Annotated in this window: 22 protein-coding genes and 2 pseudogenes; 16 read left to right on the top strand and 8 right to left on the bottom strand. The window is 39.3% G+C overall.

The window, feature by feature from the left end:
- The first annotated feature begins 63 nt into the window (after positions 1 to 63).
- A complete protein-coding gene (locus LCD34_RS06290) occupies positions 64 to 2,034 on the top strand; it encodes an alpha/beta hydrolase family protein (RefSeq protein ID WP_224558678.1) in 1,971 nt (656 codons plus the stop codon).
- Between the two features lie 44 nt (positions 2,035 to 2,078).
- On the opposite strand, the pseudogene LCD34_RS06285 reads toward LCD34_RS06290, so the two are convergent.
- Positions 2,079 to 2,378 (bottom strand): annotated as a pseudogene (locus LCD34_RS06285) (NifU family protein).
- A gap of 121 nt (positions 2,379 to 2,499) precedes the next feature.
- On the opposite strand from LCD34_RS06285, the gene LCD34_RS06280 reads away from it, so the two are divergent.
- Both LCD34_RS06280 and LCD34_RS06275 read left to right on the top strand, forming a co-directional pair.
- Positions 2,500 to 2,829, top strand: a complete 330-nt coding sequence (locus LCD34_RS06280; protein WP_008346819.1) for a YuzD family protein — start codon at positions 2,500 to 2,502, stop codon at positions 2,827 to 2,829.
- A gap of 100 nt (positions 2,830 to 2,929) precedes the next feature.
- Positions 2,930 to 3,160 carry a WYL domain-containing protein gene (locus LCD34_RS06275; RefSeq protein WP_224558677.1) on the top strand — a complete coding sequence of 77 codons (231 nt, stop codon included), beginning with the start codon at positions 2,930 to 2,932 and terminating at the stop codon, positions 3,158 to 3,160.
- 48 nt (positions 3,161 to 3,208) lie between these two features.
- On the opposite strand, the gene LCD34_RS06270 is transcribed toward LCD34_RS06275, so the two are convergent.
- Positions 3,209 to 4,276: an NAD(P)/FAD-dependent oxidoreductase gene (locus LCD34_RS06270; RefSeq protein WP_017367978.1), complete on the bottom strand. Its 1,068-nt coding sequence runs from the start codon at positions 4,274 to 4,276 to the stop codon at positions 3,209 to 3,211.
- Between the two features lie 255 nt (positions 4,277 to 4,531).
- Between LCD34_RS06270 and LCD34_RS06265 the strand changes: the two genes are divergently transcribed.
- The 6 genes from LCD34_RS06265 to LCD34_RS06240 all read left to right on the top strand — a co-directional run bounded on the left by LCD34_RS06265 (position 4,532) and on the right by LCD34_RS06240 (position 9,383).
- Positions 4,532 to 4,768 (top strand): YuzB family protein, encoded by a 237-nt coding sequence (locus tag LCD34_RS06265; protein ID WP_008346813.1) that lies wholly within the window; start codon positions 4,532 to 4,534, stop codon positions 4,766 to 4,768.
- A gap of 270 nt (positions 4,769 to 5,038) precedes the next feature.
- On the top strand, positions 5,039 to 5,893 hold the full coding sequence (gene dapF, locus LCD34_RS06260; RefSeq protein ID WP_224558676.1) for a diaminopimelate epimerase: 855 nt from the start codon (positions 5,039 to 5,041) through the stop codon (positions 5,891 to 5,893).
- A 73-nt stretch (positions 5,894 to 5,966) separates the two neighbouring features.
- A complete protein-coding gene (gene erpA, locus LCD34_RS06255; RefSeq protein ID WP_017358921.1) occupies positions 5,967 to 6,329 on the top strand; it encodes an iron-sulfur cluster insertion protein ErpA in 363 nt (120 codons plus the stop codon).
- Between the two features lie 635 nt (positions 6,330 to 6,964).
- Positions 6,965 to 7,831, top strand: a complete 867-nt coding sequence (locus tag LCD34_RS06250; protein WP_076821038.1) for a hypothetical protein — start codon at positions 6,965 to 6,967, stop codon at positions 7,829 to 7,831.
- A gap of 4 nt (positions 7,832 to 7,835) precedes the next feature.
- Positions 7,836 to 8,153 carry a hypothetical protein gene (locus LCD34_RS06245; RefSeq protein WP_076821036.1) on the top strand — a complete coding sequence of 106 codons (318 nt, stop codon included), beginning with the start codon at positions 7,836 to 7,838 and terminating at the stop codon, positions 8,151 to 8,153.
- Between the two features lie 210 nt (positions 8,154 to 8,363).
- The gene (locus tag LCD34_RS06240; RefSeq protein ID WP_083692982.1) at positions 8,364 to 9,383 is read left to right on the top strand and encodes a reverse transcriptase family protein; all 1,020 of its coding nucleotides are present in this window, start codon (positions 8,364 to 8,366) and stop codon (positions 9,381 to 9,383) included.
- 589 nt (positions 9,384 to 9,972) lie between these two features.
- Here LCD34_RS06240 and LCD34_RS06235 read toward each other — a convergent pair.
- Together LCD34_RS06235 and LCD34_RS06230 are read right to left on the bottom strand one after the other, a co-directional pair.
- Positions 9,973 to 10,714 (bottom strand): annotated as a pseudogene (locus LCD34_RS06235) (MerR family transcriptional regulator).
- A gap of 111 nt (positions 10,715 to 10,825) precedes the next feature.
- Positions 10,826 to 11,242, bottom strand: a complete 417-nt coding sequence (locus LCD34_RS06230) for a hypothetical protein (protein ID WP_224558675.1) — start codon at positions 11,240 to 11,242, stop codon at positions 10,826 to 10,828.
- 202 nt (positions 11,243 to 11,444) lie between these two features.
- On the opposite strand from LCD34_RS06230, the gene LCD34_RS06225 reads away from it, so the two are divergent.
- On the top strand, positions 11,445 to 11,651 hold the full coding sequence (locus LCD34_RS06225) for a hypothetical protein (protein ID WP_008346803.1): 207 nt from the start codon (positions 11,445 to 11,447) through the stop codon (positions 11,649 to 11,651).
- A 46-nt stretch (positions 11,652 to 11,697) separates the two neighbouring features.
- Here the strand turns inward: LCD34_RS06225 and yumC are convergent, their stop codons facing one another.
- Positions 11,698 to 12,696 carry a ferredoxin--NADP reductase 2 gene (gene yumC, locus LCD34_RS06220; protein WP_008357239.1) on the bottom strand — a complete coding sequence of 333 codons (999 nt, stop codon included), beginning with the start codon at positions 12,694 to 12,696 and terminating at the stop codon, positions 11,698 to 11,700.
- Positions 12,697 to 13,085: 389 nt separating this feature from the next.
- Here yumC and LCD34_RS06215 point away from each other — a divergent pair, with 389 nt between their 5' ends.
- The 4 genes from LCD34_RS06215 to LCD34_RS06200 all read left to right on the top strand — a co-directional run bounded on the left by LCD34_RS06215 (position 13,086) and on the right by LCD34_RS06200 (position 15,710).
- Entirely contained in the window at positions 13,086 to 14,303 is a 1,218-nt protein-coding gene (locus LCD34_RS06215) for an NAD(P)/FAD-dependent oxidoreductase (RefSeq protein WP_162149727.1), read from the top strand.
- 135 nt (positions 14,304 to 14,438) lie between these two features.
- Complete coding sequence (locus LCD34_RS06210; protein ID WP_008346797.1) at positions 14,439 to 14,564, top strand: YuiA family protein; 126 nt, start codon at positions 14,439 to 14,441, stop codon at positions 14,562 to 14,564.
- A gap of 81 nt (positions 14,565 to 14,645) precedes the next feature.
- A complete protein-coding gene (locus LCD34_RS06205) occupies positions 14,646 to 14,966 on the top strand; it encodes a YuiB family protein (protein WP_003212933.1) in 321 nt (106 codons plus the stop codon).
- 99 nt (positions 14,967 to 15,065) lie between these two features.
- A complete protein-coding gene (locus LCD34_RS06200) occupies positions 15,066 to 15,710 on the top strand; it encodes a 3D domain-containing protein (RefSeq protein ID WP_007500437.1) in 645 nt (214 codons plus the stop codon).
- A gap of 40 nt (positions 15,711 to 15,750) precedes the next feature.
- On the opposite strand, the gene LCD34_RS06195 is transcribed toward LCD34_RS06200, so the two are convergent.
- A complete protein-coding gene (locus LCD34_RS06195) occupies positions 15,751 to 16,227 on the bottom strand; it encodes a divergent PAP2 family protein (protein ID WP_008346791.1) in 477 nt (158 codons plus the stop codon).
- Positions 16,228 to 16,553: 326 nt separating this feature from the next.
- Here LCD34_RS06195 and LCD34_RS06190 point away from each other — a divergent pair, with 326 nt between their 5' ends.
- On the top strand, positions 16,554 to 18,044 hold the full coding sequence (locus LCD34_RS06190) for a leucyl aminopeptidase (protein ID WP_224558674.1): 1,491 nt from the start codon (positions 16,554 to 16,556) through the stop codon (positions 18,042 to 18,044).
- 139 nt (positions 18,045 to 18,183) lie between these two features.
- Complete coding sequence (locus LCD34_RS06185) at positions 18,184 to 19,512, top strand: Na+/H+ antiporter family protein (protein ID WP_008345907.1); 1,329 nt, start codon at positions 18,184 to 18,186, stop codon at positions 19,510 to 19,512.
- Between the two features lie 47 nt (positions 19,513 to 19,559).
- Here the strand turns inward: LCD34_RS06185 and LCD34_RS06180 are convergent, their stop codons facing one another.
- Positions 19,560 to 20,156: a biotin transporter BioY gene (locus LCD34_RS06180; protein ID WP_065460983.1), complete on the bottom strand. Its 597-nt coding sequence runs from the start codon at positions 20,154 to 20,156 to the stop codon at positions 19,560 to 19,562.
- A 116-nt stretch (positions 20,157 to 20,272) separates the two neighbouring features.
- Positions 20,273 to 21,409, bottom strand: coding sequence for an alanine dehydrogenase (ald, locus tag LCD34_RS06175; RefSeq protein ID WP_224558673.1), 1,137 nt, complete (start codon positions 21,407 to 21,409; stop codon positions 20,273 to 20,275).
- Between the last annotated feature and the right edge of the window lie 36 nt (positions 21,410 to 21,445).

The raw sequence follows: 21,445 nt of genomic DNA, 5'->3' as shown, positions 1-21,445 counted from the left end.
AAGCAGGGATTATTATTTAGAGAAGCGAACTATTTTTGATACATAAAAGGGGGAGATCTATTGATGAAGAAATTGATAACAGCAGAGGATTTAACACTAATCGTGTCTGTTTCTCATCCAGTTTATTCACCAGATGGAAAAAAGGCTGTTTTTACAAAAGTATCGGTGAATGAAAAAAAGGATGATTACAATATTCATTTATGGGTTCGAGATGAAGAGACAGGGGAGCTGTCTCAATGGACATTTGATGATGGAAAGCATCATCAACCAGCATGGTCAAAAGACGGAAAGCAGCTTGCGTTTATTTTGCAGAAGCCAAAGGAAGTCCCTCAGCTCGCACTCATTCAGAGCGATGGCGGCGGCATTCGTACCTTAACGAATATTCCTTACGGCGTCTCTCAACCTGTATTTTCACCGGATGGAGCGTTCATTTATGCAGCGGTCTCATTAAAACAAGAAGAATCTGTTCATGATGAAAAAAAAGAAGAGCGTGATGACTTTGCTCCGGCCGTATATAATGATTTGACTTATAAAGCAGATGGCAGAGGCTTTTTAGACGGGCGTCTGACGCAAATTGTAAAAATCGATGTCCGTTCCGGCGAGATAGAGATGGTTACGAGTGAGCCGCATCATCATGTGAATCATGTCATCTCTCCTTGCGGGAAGTGGCTCGCCTATATTCAATCCAACCCGCAGACGTTTTACATAAGTGATATCTGTCTCCTTTCCTTAGAGGACGGTATATCCAAGAAAATTACCCAATCAACAGGCGCTTACACGACTGTATCATTTTCTCCAAATGGAGAAAGCCTTTTGTACATTGGACACGAACGTGAATTTCAGAATGCAACCTTCCCATCATTGTGGCTGCATGACCTGAAGGAGAAAAAGACCGTTCAATTATCAGAAATGCTCGATATGTATGTAGGAAACTGTATGGCAGGGGATAGTGTTATGGGTGAGGCCAATCAGTTTCCACAATGGACAAAGGATAGTCAGGGGTTTTATGCGCTTGTTTCTGATCAAGGGAGTACCGGAATTTATTATTTCTCTATTGAGGGCTTAGCCTATCCCGTTCGTTTAGAGGCAGAACATGTGACGAATTTCAGTCTTCATCCAGACGAATCAAAAATGCTGATCAGCCGTCTTTCGCCTGTCTCGCCTAGTGAGCTGTATGAGCTGACTTTAGGGGAATCCTCACTCAAGCAAATCACGTTTGAGCATGATGACTTTCTAAAGGAACATGTCATATCCGAACCTGAACCAATTTCTTTCCAGTCAAAAGATGGAGACATTGTACGTGGCTGGTTTATGAAGCCTGCTCAGATGGAAGAGGGGAAGACATATCCACTAATCTTAGAAATTCATGGCGGACCGCATGCGATGTACGGTCATACGTATTTTCATGAATTTCAAATGCTCGCCGCTGAAGGGTATGCGATTGTGTACATCAATCCTCATGGCAGTCATGGGTACGGACAGATGTTTACGGATCGGGTAAGAGGCAGCTATGGTGACGTTGATTATGAGGATGTCATGCTGGCTGTTGATCATGTGCTCGAAGCCTATGACTTTATTGATGAAACAAGGCTTGGCGTAACGGGCGGCAGCTATGGCGGTTTTATGACCAATTGGATTGTCGGACAGACCGACCGTTTCCGTGCAGCTGTTACACAGCGTTCCATCTCAAATTGGATTAGCTTTTATGGCATCAGTGATATCGGCTATTTCTTTACAAAATGGCAGATTGATGGGGATATTTATGACTCTGTTGATAAGCTATGGGATCGTTCGCCGCTAAAGTATGTAAAACAGGTGAACACACCGCTTCTCATCCTGCACAGTGATGAAGACTACCGCTGTCCAGTCGATCAAGGAGAACAGCTTTTTGTGGCATTGAAGGAACTTGGAAAAGACACGAGATTAGTCAAGTTTCCTAAGGCCTCTCATGATTTATCGAGAAGTGGCCACCCTGGGCAGCGTATTCAAAGACTGACCTTTATTCAAGAATGGTTTAGAGAGAAGTTATCCTAATTAAAAAACGGCCCAGTAAGGGCCGTTTTCATGTCATATATGAATTAGAAAACCTGTTCAACTTCTACAACGCCAGGTACTTCTTCTAATAATGCGCGCTCAATACCGGCTTTCAATGTAATGGTTGAACTTGGGCAGCTGCCGCATGCACCAAGAAGGCGTAATTTCACAATGCCATCTTCAATGTCTACAAGCTCACAGTCTCCACCATCACGTAATAGAAATGGACGAAGTTTGTCCAGTACTTCCTGTACTTGGTCTTTCATTTCGACTTCAGTCATTAGATATAATCGCTCCTTTCACAACATATCACCATTATATTCATCTGGACGATAAAAATCTATTGATTGGTTTCAAAGTTTCCTTCTCATTATAGCACAATCTCATCTTGAAACAAAAAGTGATTTTGACTTTTTTCATACAGAAAATTCAGCTAAAATAAAGAAAGAATAGGGGGCTTGTCAAATGAACAAAACCGTTGACCTTTATGTATATGGAAGAGATGTCCTGTGCGCTAGTTGCGTGAATCTGCCTTCTTCAAAAGATACATTTGAGTGGCTAGATGCAGCATTAAAACGAAAATATCCAAATCAGCCGTTTCGCATCACATATATCGATATTGAGCACCCGCCTGAAAACGAACGCCAAAAAGAATTGTCTGAACGAATTCTTGATGATGAATTCTTTTATCCACTTGTCCTTGTTGAGGATCAGATTGTTGGAGAGGGCAATCCAAAATTAAAAGATATTTATCAAGAAATGGAGAAATACGGGTACGAAGAGAGCAGTGAATGAGCTGTTCTTTTTTAGGAAAATAAACAGAACAAACGTTCCTTTTTTAGGTTGATTTAGAACGTTTGTTCTTATATAATGAGATGAAAGGAGCGTGAGCATCATGAATTATTTACTAAAACAATCTCTTCATCAACAAATACCGATTGATATGATTTATATGAAGAAAACTGGAGAGTGCTCGAAACGAAAAATCATTGTACATCGTCAAACTGAACAGTTCATACGAGCGTATTGTTTATCGAAGAAGACGATCAGAACGTTTCGTAAAGACTGCATCCTTGCGCTTGCTCCTATCAAAGTGAACCATCCATCGGTACATGCCGTTTCATAATAAAAGCTCCTTCATTAGAAGGAGCTTTGAGAAAAAATTCACATCATTTTATCCATTGTGATGCTTGTACATCCAAAGAAGTCCAGATTTTAAGAGTCTTGGAACACGACCAACAAGCGGACGATCCGCCACTAAGCCAAAGCCGGCTTTTTTCCCTAAAGAGCCGAGTACGCCTTTTAACTTAAACTGTGGGTAAGCCTCAGGAAGCGGCTCATTTTTCCAGCGTTTCTGTAGAGATTGAACAATTTGCTCTGCCTGTGCCTCGGCAAGCTGTGCACTTGGTGCGTGCGGCAAGCTTGCGCAGTCACCTACGACATAGACATGCTCATCTCCAGGGAGATTGTGATGAGGAGTTAAGACGACACGGCCTTGGGCGTCTTTTTCAACATCCATATCTCGCACGACTTTACTTGGCTGAATTCCTGCTGTCCACACGATGACATCTGCTTCAATGGCATCGTCATGGTTGTACACAACTCCTTCTTCAACCTTCGTAATATTGGCGCAATTAATGATCTTTACATCATTTTCTTCAAACCATTTTTGTACATATAAACTTAATCTTTTTGGGAAACTGGAAAGAATCAGTTCTCCGCGGTCAAAAAGAATGATGTTTAAATCAGAACGGCTTTCACGCAGTTCACTGGCCAGCTCTACCCCGCTAAGTCCAGCACCGACGATACCAACCGTTGCACCTGCACTCAAATTGTTTAATTTGTTATACGCAAGCCTTGACTGATCAATGGTTTGAATGCTGTATGTATGTTCTTTCGCACCAGGGACATTGTGATACTTGTCCTCACAGCCGAGTCCGATTACCGTATCATCATATGGAATCGGTTCACGGTCGCTAAATAAGATCTGTTTGTTTTCAATATCAATTTTTTCTACTTCCCCGTATTGAATATCCAGCTTCGGATGCTCTGGAAAAGATACTCGAATGTGATGATCAGAGATCGTTCCAGCAGCAAGTGCATAATATTCTGTTTTTAAACAGTGGTAAGGATTTCGATCAATTAATGTGATAGTAACATCATCAGGTAATTGATTTGGCAATAAGCGGTGGAGAACCCGCATATTCCCGTAACCTCCGCCGATCAAGACTAAATTTTTCATGACGATTCTCCTTTTCCCCCTAGACATTGAAAAACACTTATACTAAAAAACTTTAAGTTAAAATACCAAATAAAATTATATCGAATTTACTGTGAAACCACAATAATTGTTTCAAAATAACCTACATATTCATTACTTAGTCCTAAATAGTAAAACATTTTACGGGGAATAGGCGTAACGATTTATTGAAGCTCATGTTTTGACTAATAGAAGGAATTTCGGTAGGATAGTAAGGCAAATGTGAGGTGAAGCACAGTGTTTCCACTGATCGAATTTTGTGTAAGTAATCTTGCACAAGGGTCTCAAGAAGCAAAAGAGAAGCTAGAAAAAGACCCAAACTTAGATGTAATGGAATACGGCTGTTTAAGCTACTGCGGCAAATGTATGGACTCCCCATTTGCTCTTGTGAATGGAGAATTTGTTTCAGGAGAAAATGCAGAGCAGCTAGTCGAGCGTATTTATGCTTTTATAGAGGAAAACGACATGTTTTAAATGCACCACATGGGTCATGAGGTGCATTTTTTTCATATATTCAGTTTCCGTTTTTTAGGAAAAAGTGTAGAAAGCGCATCCAATATGTTATGCTAATAAAATATCATCAAAATGAAGCATCACACGAGAGAAAAAGGGGCATATGCATAATAAAAGCCCTTTGCCATGGCAGCAAAGAGCTTCTATGTATGAAAAACGGGGGATGATAAGATTGTCTCCTGAATCGACTCCTTTTATACTATAAAGAAACAACATTTTTGGAGGACGCTCATGACATCATTTCAATTCACGAAAATGCACGGACTAGGAAATAATTATATATACGTCAATCAGATGAAGGAACAGCTTTCAGAAGAGCAGCTGTCAGAGATAGCGATCCGCGTTTCTTCTGTTTATACAGGTATCGGTTCAGACGGAATGATCCTCATTTGCCCATCAGATGTTGCGCCTGTGAAGATGCGCATTTTCAACAATGATGGATCAGAGGGGAAAAACTGCGGTAACGGTCTGCGTTGCGTTGCAAAATATGTGTATGAGCATCAAATCGTAACAGACACAACGTTCCAGATTGAGACATTGTCAGGACTCGTTGAAGCGACCGTTCATGTGCAGGATGGTCACGTTCAGTTAGTGACAGTAGATATGGGTAAACCTCGTTTTGAAAAAGAAGCGATACCAATGCTTGGTGAACCGGCCAGTACAACGATTAATGAACCGCTTGATTTTGGCACGACGACCTTAAATGGAACAGCTGTTTCAATGGGGAATCCCCATATCGTTTTCTATTTAGAAGACATTGAACAGGCGCCGCTTGATTCACTTGGGCCAATCATTGAAAAGCATGACATGTTTCCAGAAGGCGTCAATGTAGAATTTGTGGAACGTGTCAGTGAAACGGAACTGCATTTTCGCGTGTGGGAAAGAGGATCAGGGATTACGCAAGCGTGCGGAACAGGAGCATGTGCTGCGGCTGTATCAACGATTGTGAATGGACATGCGAAAAAAGAAACGGATATGACCGTTCATCTAGCTGGCGGAGACCTCATCATTCGCTGGAAAGACAATGACCATGTGCTGATGACAGGACCTGCTGAAACAATTTGTGACGGCACATTCTATCTCTAAACCATTTATTTGAGAAAAGGCAACATCACGTTTATAATTGAAAAGAAACATCCAGTCAAAAGGAGGGATGATCGTGAGTACACCAGTAACGATTACAGAAGCTGCTGCATTGCAGATTAAAGATATGATGAAAGAACATGAAGAAGAAAATGCGTTCCTACGAGTGGGCGTAAAAGGCGGCGGCTGCAGCGGTCTTTCATACGGAATGGGCTTTGACCATGAAGTCTCAGAAAAAGACACGCAGTTCGAACAGCAGGGCATCAAGGTCCTTGTCGACTCCGAAAGCCTTGACATCATGAACGGCACCATCATTGATTTCAAACAATCACTAATGGGTGGCGGTTTCACGATTGACAATCCGAACGCGATTGCGTCATGCGGATGCGGTTCTTCGTTCAGAACAGCCACGAATACCGGTACGCCGGAGGAATGCTAATGTTTTCGAATAATTGTTCTGGGTATGAATTACTGTGGAATATTGAGTGCACACAAGCCTGAAAATGTATAATAACAACCCTAAATATGTTAAATCAAGGTTGTGGATTAAATGCCTTCTCGGTAGTTAATGTCTAAAACATTGCTATTCGAGAAGGTTTTTTTATGACATTAAACAAGAGAACAAGGAAAAAAACAGTTGGACAATGTCTAATCAAAAGGAATATCCAAAATTATCAATGAAACACGCAATCGTCTTGGGGTTTCAGGGAAAACTGCGGAAAGTTTAAGAGCAAGAACATGCAAATTTTTAGGGATTATATTAATCATTTTTAATATGATGCAGCCAAATATGACGGACGTAAGTATATCCAAAGTGAGCAAGTTATCGGTTAATCTGATACAACATTAAACATTCGTCTTGTGCTATGTTCAACTTTTTGGAACCTGAATATCTGGTTGAAGCAAATTAAATGCCTAGTGAGAGAATGTAATTTGAAGGAATGGATTCAGAAATAGTCATTTAGAAAGAAAGTTTACGCAGTATAGATTTATATTCGGCTTGATTTGATTGGATATTTTGTAAGAATATATGATACATTTGTTTTGAATAATGTAAAAGGGTGACATTTAATTATGGATGAAACGATAAAGGGATATCTAACTCAGGTAGAAAGTGAATTCGGGCATGAAATGTATTATAAAGATATAAAACTAAAGCATAATCATTGGATAAAAAATGTAAATTTAAAAAATGATAGAGATATTTTAAATAAACTTTTTTATAATTTGCGTTTTTTTTCAAAGTTAGAAATAAAAGGTGTTTTATGTGAAGAGATTAAAAGGTTGAAGTCATTACATAATAATTTAGAACAAGCAGCTATATTGCCTTTATCACCAGTAGATGGACGTTATAGTGGGTCCAATGAATTAATTTCACTTATCAAAGAAATTGATGTAGAGGAACAAATGAATAGAGGAAGATTGTTACCTTTCAGAGATTCAATTTTAAACGACCTGAAGTATACGAAAGATATAGAAACTTTAATTTTTGTAGATGATATTGCAGGAACTGGTGGAACATTAGAGAAATTTGTTAAGTGTCATAGTAAATCATTAGAGGGGAAAAAGGTGATTTTTATATTTTTGACTGCTACTCGAGCCGCTCTTGATAAATTTTCTGCTATTCAAGAGAAATATAAAGAAATAGATTTTGAGTTTATACACTATCATGAATTAAAGAAAGTTTCTTCAATAAATATTTTAAGCAAAGAGGAATATAAAAGGTTATTTGATATAGAAGAAGATTTATGGGGAAAGGGGAATAATAATATATTAGGGTTTAAGCAGTCAGAATTGTTAGTTCTGTTCTCTCATAATATACCAAATAATACAATAAGTAATTTCTGGCATCCATCAGAAGAAAAATGGAAAAGACTATTTACTCGTATTACTGCTCCGAATAGGAAAATGCAGAACTATTCAAATGCTGGAAAGAGGTGATTGTATGAGTGAATATAAAGAGCTAATGATATTACACTACTTTAATAATGTAGGAGCAAGTTACTCATATCAAGAACTTCTAATGATATTTGGATTTCAAGATGAACAATTGCAGTTAATGTTAAAAAAATTAATGCAAAAGCAATTGCTTAAAATTGAGGGTTATTTGAAGGTAACTGAAAAAGGTTTAAATAAGCTAAGAAAGCGTAAATTAGATGAAATTAAATTTGATGAAGTAGAAATAGAAGATATATTTACTAATATACCCATAGACTTTTCGGATATATATATCCCAAATAGGTTTTCAAAAAGGTTTAAATAAAATATAATATATGTAGTCTAGCTTCTAGATTGGCTAGGAGTCCTAGCCATAACTTATGCTACTTAAATGCAGTAGTGATTAAAAAGAAGTTCGTTTTTTAATCACTACTACGATTGAAGAGCGCAATCGTACTAAAATCACAAGCTATTTTATAGTGTATTAGAGAATTGAATTATAGTAGAAGCTAGCTTTACTTATGGGAGTATTATTATGGATTACTTAAGTAAATTGGAATTGAAGCTAACTGATAATGGTTACTCAAAAAAGTATAAAGAATTATGTATATCTTACGCAAGTGCTTTACAAAATAGAAATTTACCTGTGATTTTTGATATTAAACATTTATCTAAATTGATGGGTGTGAGATATTCGGTATTATTTTATTACATAACAAAGTCAGAGGAGTTCTATAAAGAATTTAAAATACCTAAAAAAATGGGGGGGATTCGAGCAATTTATGCACCGAGTCTTAATCTTAAAAAAATACAAAGGTGGATTCTAGAGAATATTCTTACATATTTTGATGTTGATGATTCAGCCAAGGGATTTAAGAGAAGTATGGGAATAGTTGAAAATGCGGCAATACATACTAATAAGTCGTTGGTATACAATATAGATATTCGGAACTTTTTTCCATCAATTTCTTACGAAAAAATTTATTTTTTGTTTTATAATGCGGGTTATTCTTCCGAAGTTTCTTTTGCAATTTCAAGATTAGTTTCGTATCAAGGTTATTTACCACAAGGCTCACCTTGTAGTCCGATACTTTCTAATATAGTATGTAGAAAAATGGACGAGGAGATGAAGAGGTTAGCTTTTAAAGTAGGGGCAAGTTATTCACGCTATGCAGATGATATGACAATTTCTACGGATGATATAAGACTTTTTGTAAGTAAAAAAGAAGCTTTTAAAGAAATTATTGAACGTAATGGGTTTATTTTAAACAATAAAAAAGAACGTATGCAATATTATAATCAACCACAATTTGTTACAGGTTTATTGGTAAATGAAGGTGTGAAAATCCGAAGAAGCTTTAAAAAAGAAATTGAGAAGCACATTTATTTTTGTGAAAAGTACGGGATTTTTAATCACCTAAAGCAAATAGGAATGGAAGAAAAATCATTCTACAAAGAATATTTGTATGGAAAGGTTAATTTTATAAGAAGTGTTGAGCCTGAAACAGGAAAATATTTTTTAGAAAGATTAAATAAACTTGATTGGACTTATTAAGAACAATTTATGATAGTATTTCTAAGTTTTCAATAACGCTACAAATTGAATTTCATATATGAATTTTAAGCCTAGATAGATTTTAGGCTGATTTTTTTACTGTGAAATTCCCCATACTCAAATCATTACAACTGCTTTACTAAATGAATGCGTATTTAGAGCGGGGATTCGAGGGATGTGTTATTAAAGATTGGATATATTGATGCTTGAATAAATCCAGGAATTGCTCCTAAGCCACAATACCCTTTTTGTTTGGATCAGCGAGATATAGACCAAATCTCAATTTATCAGCATTTAAACGAAGGTTGTGCTTCTTGATAAAATTTATACAATGGTTCAAGGTGATATTTGTGGTTTGAAGAGCTTGAATTTCTTGTAGTTTCTTTAATGCCTCTCTCCCAGTTTGTGTATGTGATACATCAAGATAGCCAAGCATGTTGGTTGCCATTATGTCATCATAGCCATTTTTCTGTTTAGCAACATTGATAATATCCACAATTTTCTATAATATTTCAATCATAGTGTGTTGGAAAAAATGTTCTTTAGTCTCTTTCATCGAAAATAATTTTCATCTTGATCGATTCTGATGTTAACCGGTGTGACCTCTTTTCTTTTGAATAGCAAAGGCTTTCATCATTTCTCTCATGAATGAAGCAAAGCCCTGATATATTAGTAGTAAGCCGCTCATCTTGAATATAAAGTGGTATTAATCTAGAAAATTCCTCGAAGGAGTATCGAGTAAATTGATTATTAAAAAATTCATACCATTCTTTGATGGCGGTTTGTACTTCATGGGACTGAGTAGGGTGTTCGCGTAGGGATGCTAGGCTATGAAATCCCATTTTAAAGATGAATCATGATGTTTCTTTTTTGATAATCGATTTAATTTTAAGTTCATGTTATTAATGGGTGGATTCCCCCAACGGCAACGAGCTTCTTCTTCAAATTGGTTGAATTTCATGTTCAATCCCTCGAACCGTTCTGTATTAATCATAAGAATTTCTCCACTTAATGTTTTAAGGTCTTTTCAATATTTTCAATCATTTTATCGAGTTTATTTCGTTTCTCCATCAACATCTTTCATTGTAAAATAAAGACTTCGTGTCTATTAAAAGACGGATTGCTTATGATTTCTTTCAATTTCTTTAAGCTAAATTCAGTTCTCTGGAAGATAATATTTGCTACAGTGTTTCAAGATTTTCTTCTGAATAAAGCCGGTAACCAGCATCCGTGACTTCTTTTGGGGTCAACAAACCAATTTGATCATAATGATGAAGTGTACGAATACTAATATCAAACAATTCAGCGACTTCTTTTACTTTCATATTCAACACATCTCCTTATGATATTCACTATAAAGTATGACGTTACGTCAGGGTCAATAGAAAGGGATCAATGAAGGTGTAAAAATGAAAAAAAGACACTCATTCAGCGTCTCTTTCTCAAATTGTTTCTTCTATTTTCAATAGTTCTTTATCCAAGACATCCACCAACTCTTGGGTGCTAAACATATAGATCACCACTTCTTTATTGCCATCTTCCACATGGACTTCAATTTCAATTTTAATCTTTGCTGTTTTTTCATGGTACACCACTTCAAAAGTGCCCATTCTTTTTGTTTCATTGTTTTTATTCATTTTTTGAACGTTGGTGAGTATCTGTTTGATTTCTCGATCACTTAAACCAGCATCTAAAATCGCAGTAGACACATGTGTTAAAAAAGGTTCTAGCTGATCAACATCCATATTCAATCCGGCAGCGAATTGAGCATAGTGTTTGTTATAGTCTTTTGCGAACACTTCTAATGAGCCGCCAATTATCAGTAACAAGCTCAAACTAATCATGAAACGCTTTATCATCTTTCCACCTATCCTTCATGACGATCTTCTCCTTCTTATATCGGTTGAACCAATCAAACCTTCATTGATTCCATTCCTTCTTAAACAATTTGTAAATCGCTCAATTTTGTTACAGCTTCTCCTCACAACTGGCTATTTCCACTCGAAAAGAGTATCATGAGAACCAAACATAAACTGTCATCAGAAAAGAGGTTGCTGAGGTTTGAGTGAACAAATCAATTGCAGGAACTGTCATGAACTGATTCCGTATCGTTCAAAAACATGTCCATCTTGCGGGATAGACAAGCCGCTTCCGAAAAAGGAACGCGTGAAGGATCGGGTGATTTTGGTTGTGGCAGGAATTGTTGTGGTGTTACTTGCTGCAATGGTACTTGGAATGGCGAATGCCTATATTGGGATTTTTAAATAAACAAAAAAGGAGTTCCGCAGATGGAACTCCTTTTTTTGATCCGTTCTTATTTATTTTCAAATAAGCTTGTGGAATGAAGAGGCTGTACACGAGCTTTCGGGTCCATGTAAGCTTTCGCGTTGTTCACAGCAGTTGGTGCTTCACCAAATCCGCTTGCGATTAATTTGACTTTTCCTTCATACGTACAGATGTCTCCTGCCGCATAGAAGCCTTCGATGTTTGTTTCCATCGTGGATTTGACCACGATAGAGTTCTTTTCGATTTCAAGGCCCCATTGTTTGATTGGTCCAAGGGAGGAAACAAAACCGAAGTTGACGATCACGTCGTCCACATCTAGTACTTGTTTTTTATCGCCTTTCACTTCTTCAAGCACAATTTGTTCAATGCGGTCTTCCCCAATGAGCTCAGTTGGGACAAATGGTGTCAGCACATTGACTTTCGAGTTGTGCAAGTTTTCTACACTGTGCTCATGTGCACGGAATTTATCACGACGGTGAATAATCGATACTTCTTTTGCGATTGGCTCAAGCATCAGTGCCCAGTCGACCGCAGAGTCTCCGCCGCCAAGAACAGCAACACGTCTACCAGCGAATTGGTTCAGGTCATTGATGAAGTAATGCAGGTTGCTTCCTTCAAATGATTCTGCTGCATCTAGCTCAAGCTTTCTCGGTTGGAATGCACCGTTACCAGCTGTAATGATGATTGTTTTTGAATAATGAACCTCTTGATTCGTAACGAGTTTGAAAATACCGTCTGCTTGTTTTTCAACCGTTTCCACAGCTTGCTCTAAGCAAATGGTTTGGTCAAATTTATCCATTTGTTCCTTTAAATTATCAACTAATTCTTGTGCGCGGATTTTTGGGAAACCAGCCACATCATAAATGTATTTTTCAGGGTAAAGAGCGGATAGTTGACCGCCGAGCTGAGGAAGGCTCTCAATGATTTTCACACTTGCCTGTCTCATGCCTCCGTAAAACGCAGTAAACAATCCGACTGGGCCGCCCCCGATAACGGTAATGTCATATACCTTAGAATCTTCTTGCATTCCTTAATCCTCCCAAATGAAAATTGTTATCACTATATCATATCATAACACATATCGTCGTTTGACTTGTTTTGAAAAACTTGTCGTTTTTTGATGCCGATGCTGTGAAAAGGGGAAAAAAGAGAGAAAGACCGTTTATCCTAAGGATTTTCAGTTTAAAGCCTTGAAAAAAGGAGCAGAACTCGCTATTATTGTTAAGGGAACTAAATATTAATTTTTTATGAATTTTTGTCGGATACGGTCAAATGCTTTCGTTTTTTGTAGGTGAAAGTTCAGATTTTCACATACTTATTTTTTGTTTAAATTTCATAAAATGCCGCAAAGCGGTTGAGAATAACGATATGTAATTCTTTATCCGTTTTACAGCAAATTTAAAAAAGGTGGATGTGATTCCAGTGAATAAACCGAAAATCGTTGTATTAGGTGCAGGTTATGGCGGATTAATGACTGTAACAAGATTAACAAAACAGCTTGGCACAAATGATGCGGACATTACTCTTGTGAACAAGCATAATTATCATTACGAAACAACATGGTTACATGAAGCAAGTGCAGGTACTCTTCATCATGACCGTTGTCGTTATCAAATCAAAGATGTGATTAACAGTTCCCGTGTCAACTTTGTACAAGCAACAGTTGAAAGCATTAATAAGGAAGAGAAGAAAGTTGTGACATCAGATGGCGAACTTTCTTATGACTACCTTGTTGTTGCGCTTGGTGCTGTTCCTGAAACATTTGGTATTGCAGGACTGAAAGAATATGCATTCTCAATCTCTAACATCAACTCTGCTCGTCAGCTTCGTGAGCATATTGAGCTTCAATTTGCGACTTATAATACAGATGCTGAAAAGCGCCCAGAGCGTCTAACTATCGTTGTCGGCGGTGCAGGCTTCACAGGTATTGAGTTCCTTGGTGAGCTTGGAAACCGTGTACCTGAGCTTTGCAAAGAGTATGATATTGATCAAAAAGACGTGCGTATTATCTGTGTAGAAGCTGCACCAACAGCTCTTCCAGGATTTGATCCTGAATTGATCGACTATGCGATGAACTACCTTCAAGGTAAAGGTGTTGAGTTCAAAATCGGTACAGCGATCAAAGAATGTACGCCTGAGGGCATCATTGTTGGAAAAGACGATGATACAGAAGAAATCAAAGCTGAAACTGTTGTATGGGCTGCTGGTGTACGTGGTAACCCAATCGTTGAAGAAGCTGGATTTGAAAACATGCGCGGCCGCGTAAAAGTGTCTCCAGATCTTCGTGTACCAGAAAATGAAGATGTATTCATCATCGGTGACTGCTCATTAATCATCAATGAAGAAATTAATCGTCCATACCCACCTACTGCACAAATTGCGATGCAGCAAGGTGAAACAGTAGCGAAAAACCTTGCAGCACTAGTAAAAGGTGGCACGCTTGAAAGCTTTAAGCCAGACATCAAAGGAACAGTTGCTTCTCTTGGTGAACACGACGCTGTAGGTGTTGCGTTTGGTAAAAAACTTCAAGGAACAAAAGCTTCTGCAATGAAAAAAATCATCGACAACCGTTCATTATTCATGGTTGGCGGACCAGGACTTGTTCTGAAAAAAGGAAAATTCAAGTTCTTCTAAACCGATATAGACAAAAACGTGTATCCCTGTGGTACACGTTTTTTCATGTTTGACGGAATATTTTCTCACTTGGTACTGGACAGAAAAATATGTTATGATGAATTATCAGAAAATTTAGATTAAGGAGTGAGCAATATGAATGCACAAACGAAAGAAAAAAAGTCAACTTGTCAGTATTGTTCAGGAAAAGGATATTTTCAGTTATTGCTCGGCGGATCAGAAACATGTGAGGAATGTAAAGGGACAGGAAAGAAGCATTAATCTTACGGCTTTTTCCATTGATTGACTTCATCTCTATTTCCAAGTTAAACTAATGATGGGATATTTGGGGGTGGAGATGAAGTGATCAGTTTACCAGTCGTTATCATTTCAGTTATTTTATTTTTCGTGTTATTCTTCGGCATTGGCTTTTTGCTGAATATGCTGCTGAGAATGTCATGGATTATGGCAATTTTATATCCAATTGTATGCCTTTTCATTATCAATAATCAAAAGATGATCGCTTATGTAAGAGAACCAGGTATTGCTTTTTCCGGGATAGGAGACCGCATCGTTTCTCTTGCTGCGGCAGATATCATCATTTTATTAAGTGGTCTAATTGGTGCCATTGCCTCAGGTTTTGTCATCAATGCCCTTCGTAAAAGAGGCTATCAAATGTTTTAACTCACTTGTCTATACGCAAGTGGGTTTTTTTGTTTCTCCTTTGCATAGTTTCCATTTTGTTTGGAAACAAATAGATGGGTAGAGGAGTGACAAATAGAAATGAAAACATGGATGAAACGATTGTTCATGACAGCCCTGTTTATGCTTGCCTTGATGACAAGCTTTACGGGCATATCTGGCGTAGAGCCAAGTGATTTAGCTGCATGGGTGAAAGAGACCGATGCCGGTAAGCACGTATCTTCTTTTTTAAAGCATCCAAAAAGGCAGACGATGGCGGTGAAAAGTGACGATTTGCGTGCTGTTTCTCTCGAAGAAGCATTTAATTGGAACGATTATCCGAAGCAAAAGGTTGTCGCCACAGGTTATACAGCAGGTGTAGAATCAACAGGTAAGACGAAAGAACATCATGCATATGGCATTACATATTCAGGCGTCAAAGTAAAACGTGATTTATATTCAACCGTGGCAGCGGACCCATCTGTCTTTCCGATAGGAACTGTCCTGTTTATCCCCAATTATGGCTATGGTGTAGTCGCAGATACTGGGAAAGCGATTAAAGGTCATAAGCTTGATTTATATTATGAAACGGTTGATGATGTGTATAGAGAATGGGGTAAAAAAGTGCTGGACGTTTATGTGATTAAAAAGGGTGAAGGAACGCTGACAGAAAAAGACTTAAATCAGTTGAATGAAGCGGAATCGATGCAAGTGTTCAGGCAGCAGTTTCAAGCCAATAAAGAATAAAAAAGCTTTGGATCTCAAAAGGTCCAAAGCTTTTTCGTTTCTACATGAAGTAATAATCTAAGATGAGTGTGAGCAAAATTCCTGTTAAGCCGCCGAAGAAGACTTCAATCGGCTTATGCCCAAGAAGCTCTTTCAATTTCTTTTGCTTCTCTTTTTCTTCCGCATTTGGGAAGTTCTTTGCCTCGGCAACAAACCGGTTAAAATCTGTGACCAGTTTGTTCAGGACAGTTGCCTGTTCTCCTGCCTGTCTGCGAACACCTGTCGCATCAAACATTGTAATAATGGCAAAGATGGCGGAAATGGCAAAAATAGATGTTCCTAGCCCGTGCTCTAAAGCAACTGCTGTTGAGAGTGCTGTTACTGCTGCGGAGTGTGAACTTGGCATTCCGCCTGTGCTTGTAATGAGCGACCAATCTAGTCGTCTAGAAATGATAAATTGAATCGGTACTTTTACAAATTGTGCAAAAAAGATGGCTGCAAGGCTGGCAAGCAGCGGAAAATTCGTCAGTACGCTCATGAACAAGAAACATCCTCTCTTTAAGAAAAAATAACGTGCGACATGATAAAGTATTTACCCTAGTAAGATAAAAAAATGATGGCAGTAAGAACTGTTGCCAAGTCCATGTTCATTATAACATTAAAGAAAGTAGATGTGGAACGAGGAGACCATGGACAGGCTGCTATGGATCGCTGCCGCTTTTTCATGATGCCCTTCCGCGTGCCAAAATATAAATGTTCTTCAAGGGAAGACAGGCTGGCAATGATCGTATCAGCACATAAATTTTGATATAATAGAAGTTCCAATGTGAAATATGGAGTTCATTGAAGGAGCGTGTGATAAATATGTTTTTCTCGACAAATGAGTTGCAACATAAAGATACACTGGCCATCGGACTTTTTCAAAAGAGCCAATTATCAGGAAAAGCAAAAGAAATGGATGAATTACATGGAGGAAGAATCACTGAATTATTAAAAGAAGGCGATATTTCGTCCAAGCGAAATCAGCTTTCGAAATTTTTCCCATCCCCTGAAACCGGCATTAAACGTATTTATTTTGTCGGGCTTGGGAAGGAGTCAGATTACACGTTTGAAGAGGCAAAGGAAGTGTTTGCGCATTTATTTAAAAAGCTTCATCAAGATAAAAAGCAAGCAGTTTCGGTTTTGCTTGATACATTTACAGGAAAGGATCTGCCTGTTCAAGATGCAGCCCATGCCCTTTCTGAAAGCTGCCTTTTAGCTACATATGAATTACAAGATTTTAAACATAAAACGAATGAACCGGATCGCTTTATCGAATTTGTTTATGCAACAACGGATCATGATGCTGCCGAAATTCAGGCAAGTCTGAAAGTGGGAGAAGTCTACGGACAATCGGTCAATTCGGCTCGTACACTTGTGAACATGCCGCCGAACATGCTCACGTCCTCTGATCTTGCTTCCTATGCGGCTGAGCTTGCTTATAAATATGAATTCGAGATTGAAATTTTAGATAAAGAACAAATGGAAGAGCTCGGAATGGGCGGTATTCTAGCCGTTAATAGAGGCTCAACAGAACCACCAAAGCTGATTGTATTGAAATATCAAGGCAAGGAAGAATGGACAGACGTCATCGGCCTTGTCGGTAAAGGTATTACGTATGATACAGGTGGGTATTCCTTAAAGCCAAGAGCAAGTATGGTGGGGATGAAAACAGATATGGGCGGCTCAGCCTCTGTTTTAGGCGCAATGGAAATCATCGGTGAACTTCGTCCAGAGCAGAATGTCATTGCGGTCATCGCCTCAACAGATAATATGGTCTCAGCAGATGCGATGAAGCCAGATGACGTCATTGTCTCACTAAGCGGCAAAACAATCGAAGTGCTTAACACGGATGCAGAAGGTCGTCTTGTTTTAGCAGATGGTGTGACCTATGCGAAGCAGCATGGCGCCTCTGTGCTTGTGGATGTTGCGACATTAACAGGCGGTGTCATTGTGGCACTTGGGAATGAAACAACAGGCGTGATGACCAATAACGATGAACTGTATGCCCAGTTTAAAGAGGCATCAGAAGAATGCGGGGAAATGATTTGGCAGCTGCCAATCACCGAAAAAGATAAAAAACGAGTAAGAAACAGCAAAATGGCTGATCTGAATAACTCACCAGGTCGTGATGGTCATGCGATCATGGCAGGTGCATTCATTGGGGAATTCGCTGAAGACACCCCTTGGATTCACTTAGATATTGCAGGAACAGCCACGACAGAAAAACCTTCATGCTTTGGTCCAACAGGAGCAACAGGTGTGATGGTTAGATCATTAGCGACATTTGTGGAACGATTTGAACCGAAGAAATAACGACGGAAGCTCTGCCAACTGGCAGAGCTTTTTATGTAGGACATACGCCATTTGACGAAGTAAATTTTCTATGGTAACATACGTTGGTACTTTAATTATCTACTACATTAGTAAACTAAAGGATTTCGGAGGTTTCACCATGAATGCAGTTGTTTTAGCGGTTGTTTTAATGTTGATATTAAGCTTGCTGCGGGTCAATGTCGTGATTGCGCTGGCACTTGGTGCTTTAGCGGGCGGACTTGCAGGTGGATTAGGTCTAGGGGGAACAGTTCAAGCGTTCACTGACGGTCTTGGCGGAAATGCGACAGTGGCGATTAGTTACGCACTATTAGGTGCATTCGCAGCCGCACTGACGAAAACGGGTCTTCCTGATGCCATGGTTGAAGGAGCTGTGAAGCTTCTTGGAAAAGAAGGCGATTCAAGAAGAAAAACATTATCAAAAGTGCTCATTATTCTGGTCATTTTGATCGTATCTTGTTTTTCTCAAAACGTTGTTCCTGTTCATATTGCCTTTATTCCGGTCTTAATCCCGCCATTATTAAAGGTGTTTAACGAGCTTCAAATTGACCGCAGACTGCTAGCATGTGTGATGACTTTCGGACTTACTGCACCATATATTTTACTTCCGGTCGGTTTTGGACAGATTTTTCACGGAATGCTTCGTGACAACATGAAGGATGCAGGTTTGACAGTGAATTTAGCAGACATTCCGTATGCGATGCTGATTCCTGTAGGCGGCATGGTTCTTGGCTTGATCGTTTCACTCTTTGTCTATCGTAAGCCAAAAACATATGAAAATCGTGACATTACGGATGTAGAAAAATCAGCATATACAAAAAAGAGCTTATTCTTTGCTGGGCTTGCGATCCTTGTATCACTTATTGTTCAGTTATATCTCTCTCAAAGCCTTGGAGTCGAAGGGATGATTTTCGGTGCGCTTGCAGGCTTGCTTGTCTTGTTTGTAACGGGAATGATGAAACGCGATGAAGCAGATGCACTGATTACATCTGGCATGAACATGATGGCATTTATCGGATTTGTCATGCTTGTTGCAGCTGGATTTGCCAATGTTTTAACGAAAACAGGAGATATTGAATCTCTCGTCAAGGCATCTTCTCAATTTATCGGAAACAGCCAAAGCTTAGCGGCCATTTTAATGCTACTGGTGGGTCTGCTAGTGACAATGGGCATTGGCTCATCATTTGCAACGATTCCGATTATTACGACGATCTTTGTACCGCTTTGTTTACACTTAGGGTTCAGCCCAATGGCGACTATTGCGATTATTGGTTCAGCTGCGGCTGTAGGAGATGCAGGTTCACCTGCAAGCGACAGTACACTCGGACCAACATCTGGACTGAATATGGATGGACAGCATCACCACATTTGGGGTACATGTGTCCCAACATTCGCCTTTTATAATATCCCGCTTGTCTTGTTCGGCTGGCTTGCGGCAATTATGCTATAAATGAAAAAAGGTTCCTTACTCATAGAGTAGAGGAACCTTTTTTGATATTAGGAAGCTGTTTGTTCTTTTCGAAAGGATGTGGCTTTTGAAACCGATCGATAAATTTTAGGTGCCAGCATCGCAAGGAAGATGGTCAGCGCGTAGTCTTTTACCATAAACCACATCATGAAGAACCATGTGGTTTGATAAGAGATTGGTGCGTTCAGCCATACATTTAATGCGATGTACGTATAAGTTGTCCCGATCACATACATCACGGTCGTTCCTGCAATGGCTGCAAATAAAAAGCGGCCAAAACCAGGGTTTTGTCTTTTTTCAAGAATGAATCCGGCAAGCCATGCAGCAGGAATGTATGATAACACAAAGCCACCGCTTTTTCCTAAAATAACGCCGAGACCCGCCGAGAACTGTGCGAATACAGGTGCACCAGCGATCCCAACAAGAGCATAGACAATCATGGCCAATGCGCCAAGTCGTCTGCCCAGCAAAAGACCAGCAAGCACACAAAAAAACGGCTGCATCGTAAGTGGGATTCCGCCGACCTGTAAAAATGGCACAATGGATGTGATATTGGCTCCGATAGCCATGAGCGCAGCAAACATCCCGACGAGCACAAAGTCAGCTGTTCTTGTCTTCTTTTGCATGATATTTCCCCCTGTCTTATCTGTACAAATAGATTAAGGGGAAGAGGCTCTTTTGTCAACTAATTTTTATTTTAGGTTAACAATAAAGCCCGCCCCTGAAAAGGGCGGGCTGGATATTAAGCTTCGGTCATGGAAGAGGTTTCAAGGGCTTTACTAACAGGCACATAATCATAGCCGAGATCACGAGCGACAGCTTCATAGGTGATATGTCCGTTCATCACATTGACGCCTTCAGCAATCGCCTTGTTTTCTTTGATCGCTTTTGCAGCGCCTTTATTTGCAATCTGCAGTGCGTATGGGACCGTGACGTTTGTTAAAGCAACTGTCGATGTTCTCGGAACCGCTCCTGGCATATTGGCAACAGCATAATGTAAAATGCCGTGCTTTTCATAAGTAGGCTGATCATGTGTTGTAATATGATCGATTGTTTCCACAATCCCGCCTTGGTCAATGGCTACATCGACAATGACAGAACCAGGCTTCATTTGTTTCACCATTTCTTCTGTGACAAGGGTTGGTGCTTTAGCACCTGGGATGAGAACCGCACAAATGAGCAGGTCTGCCTCGCTCACTGAATCTGCAATGTTAACAGGATTAGACATTAACGTTTTCATTTGGTGACCAAACTGATCGTCCAGCTGACGTAATCGTTCCGCATTTACATCAATAAGGGTGACATCTGCGCCAAGTCCGATCGCCATTTTCGCTGCATTTGTTCCAACGACACCGCCGCCAATAATGGTGACTTTCCCTCTCGATACTCCTGGCACGCCGGCGAGCAAAATGCCTTTTCCGCCTTTTGGCTTTTCTAAAAATTGAGCACCAATTTGAGCAGCCATTCTACCTGCTACTTCAGACATTGGCGTTAATAGAGGGAGTGATTTTCCGTCCGTTACCGTTTCATAAGCAATGGCTGTCACACCTTTTTGTTTTAATGCTTCAGCCAAGGAGCGCTCTGCTGCAAGATGCAGGTACGTAAATAAGATCAGACCTTCTCTGAAATATGAATATTCTTCTGGTAATGGTTCTTTTACCTTCATAATCATATCAGAAGATGCCCACACATCTTTCGCTTGATCAAGAATCTCTGCACCAACAGATACATAATCGTCATCAGTGAATCCGCTTCCAAAACCAGCGTTCGTTTCAATTAAAATCTGGTGTCCAGCTGAAAGCAATTGAGATGCTGCTCCTGGTGTTAATGCGACCCGGTTTTCATTGTTCTTAATCTCTTTCGGAATGCCGATGATCATATCAATTCCTCCTATGCTTATCTATTGATATTGTAT

This window comes from Bacillus sp. RAR_M1_44 (assembly GCF_020165935.1).
Taxonomy (GTDB): domain Bacteria; phylum Bacillota; class Bacilli; order Bacillales; family Bacillaceae; genus Bacillus; species Bacillus altitudinis.
Note: the sequence above shows the minus strand (reverse complement) of the source record. Positions and strands in the feature narration are given on the sequence as shown.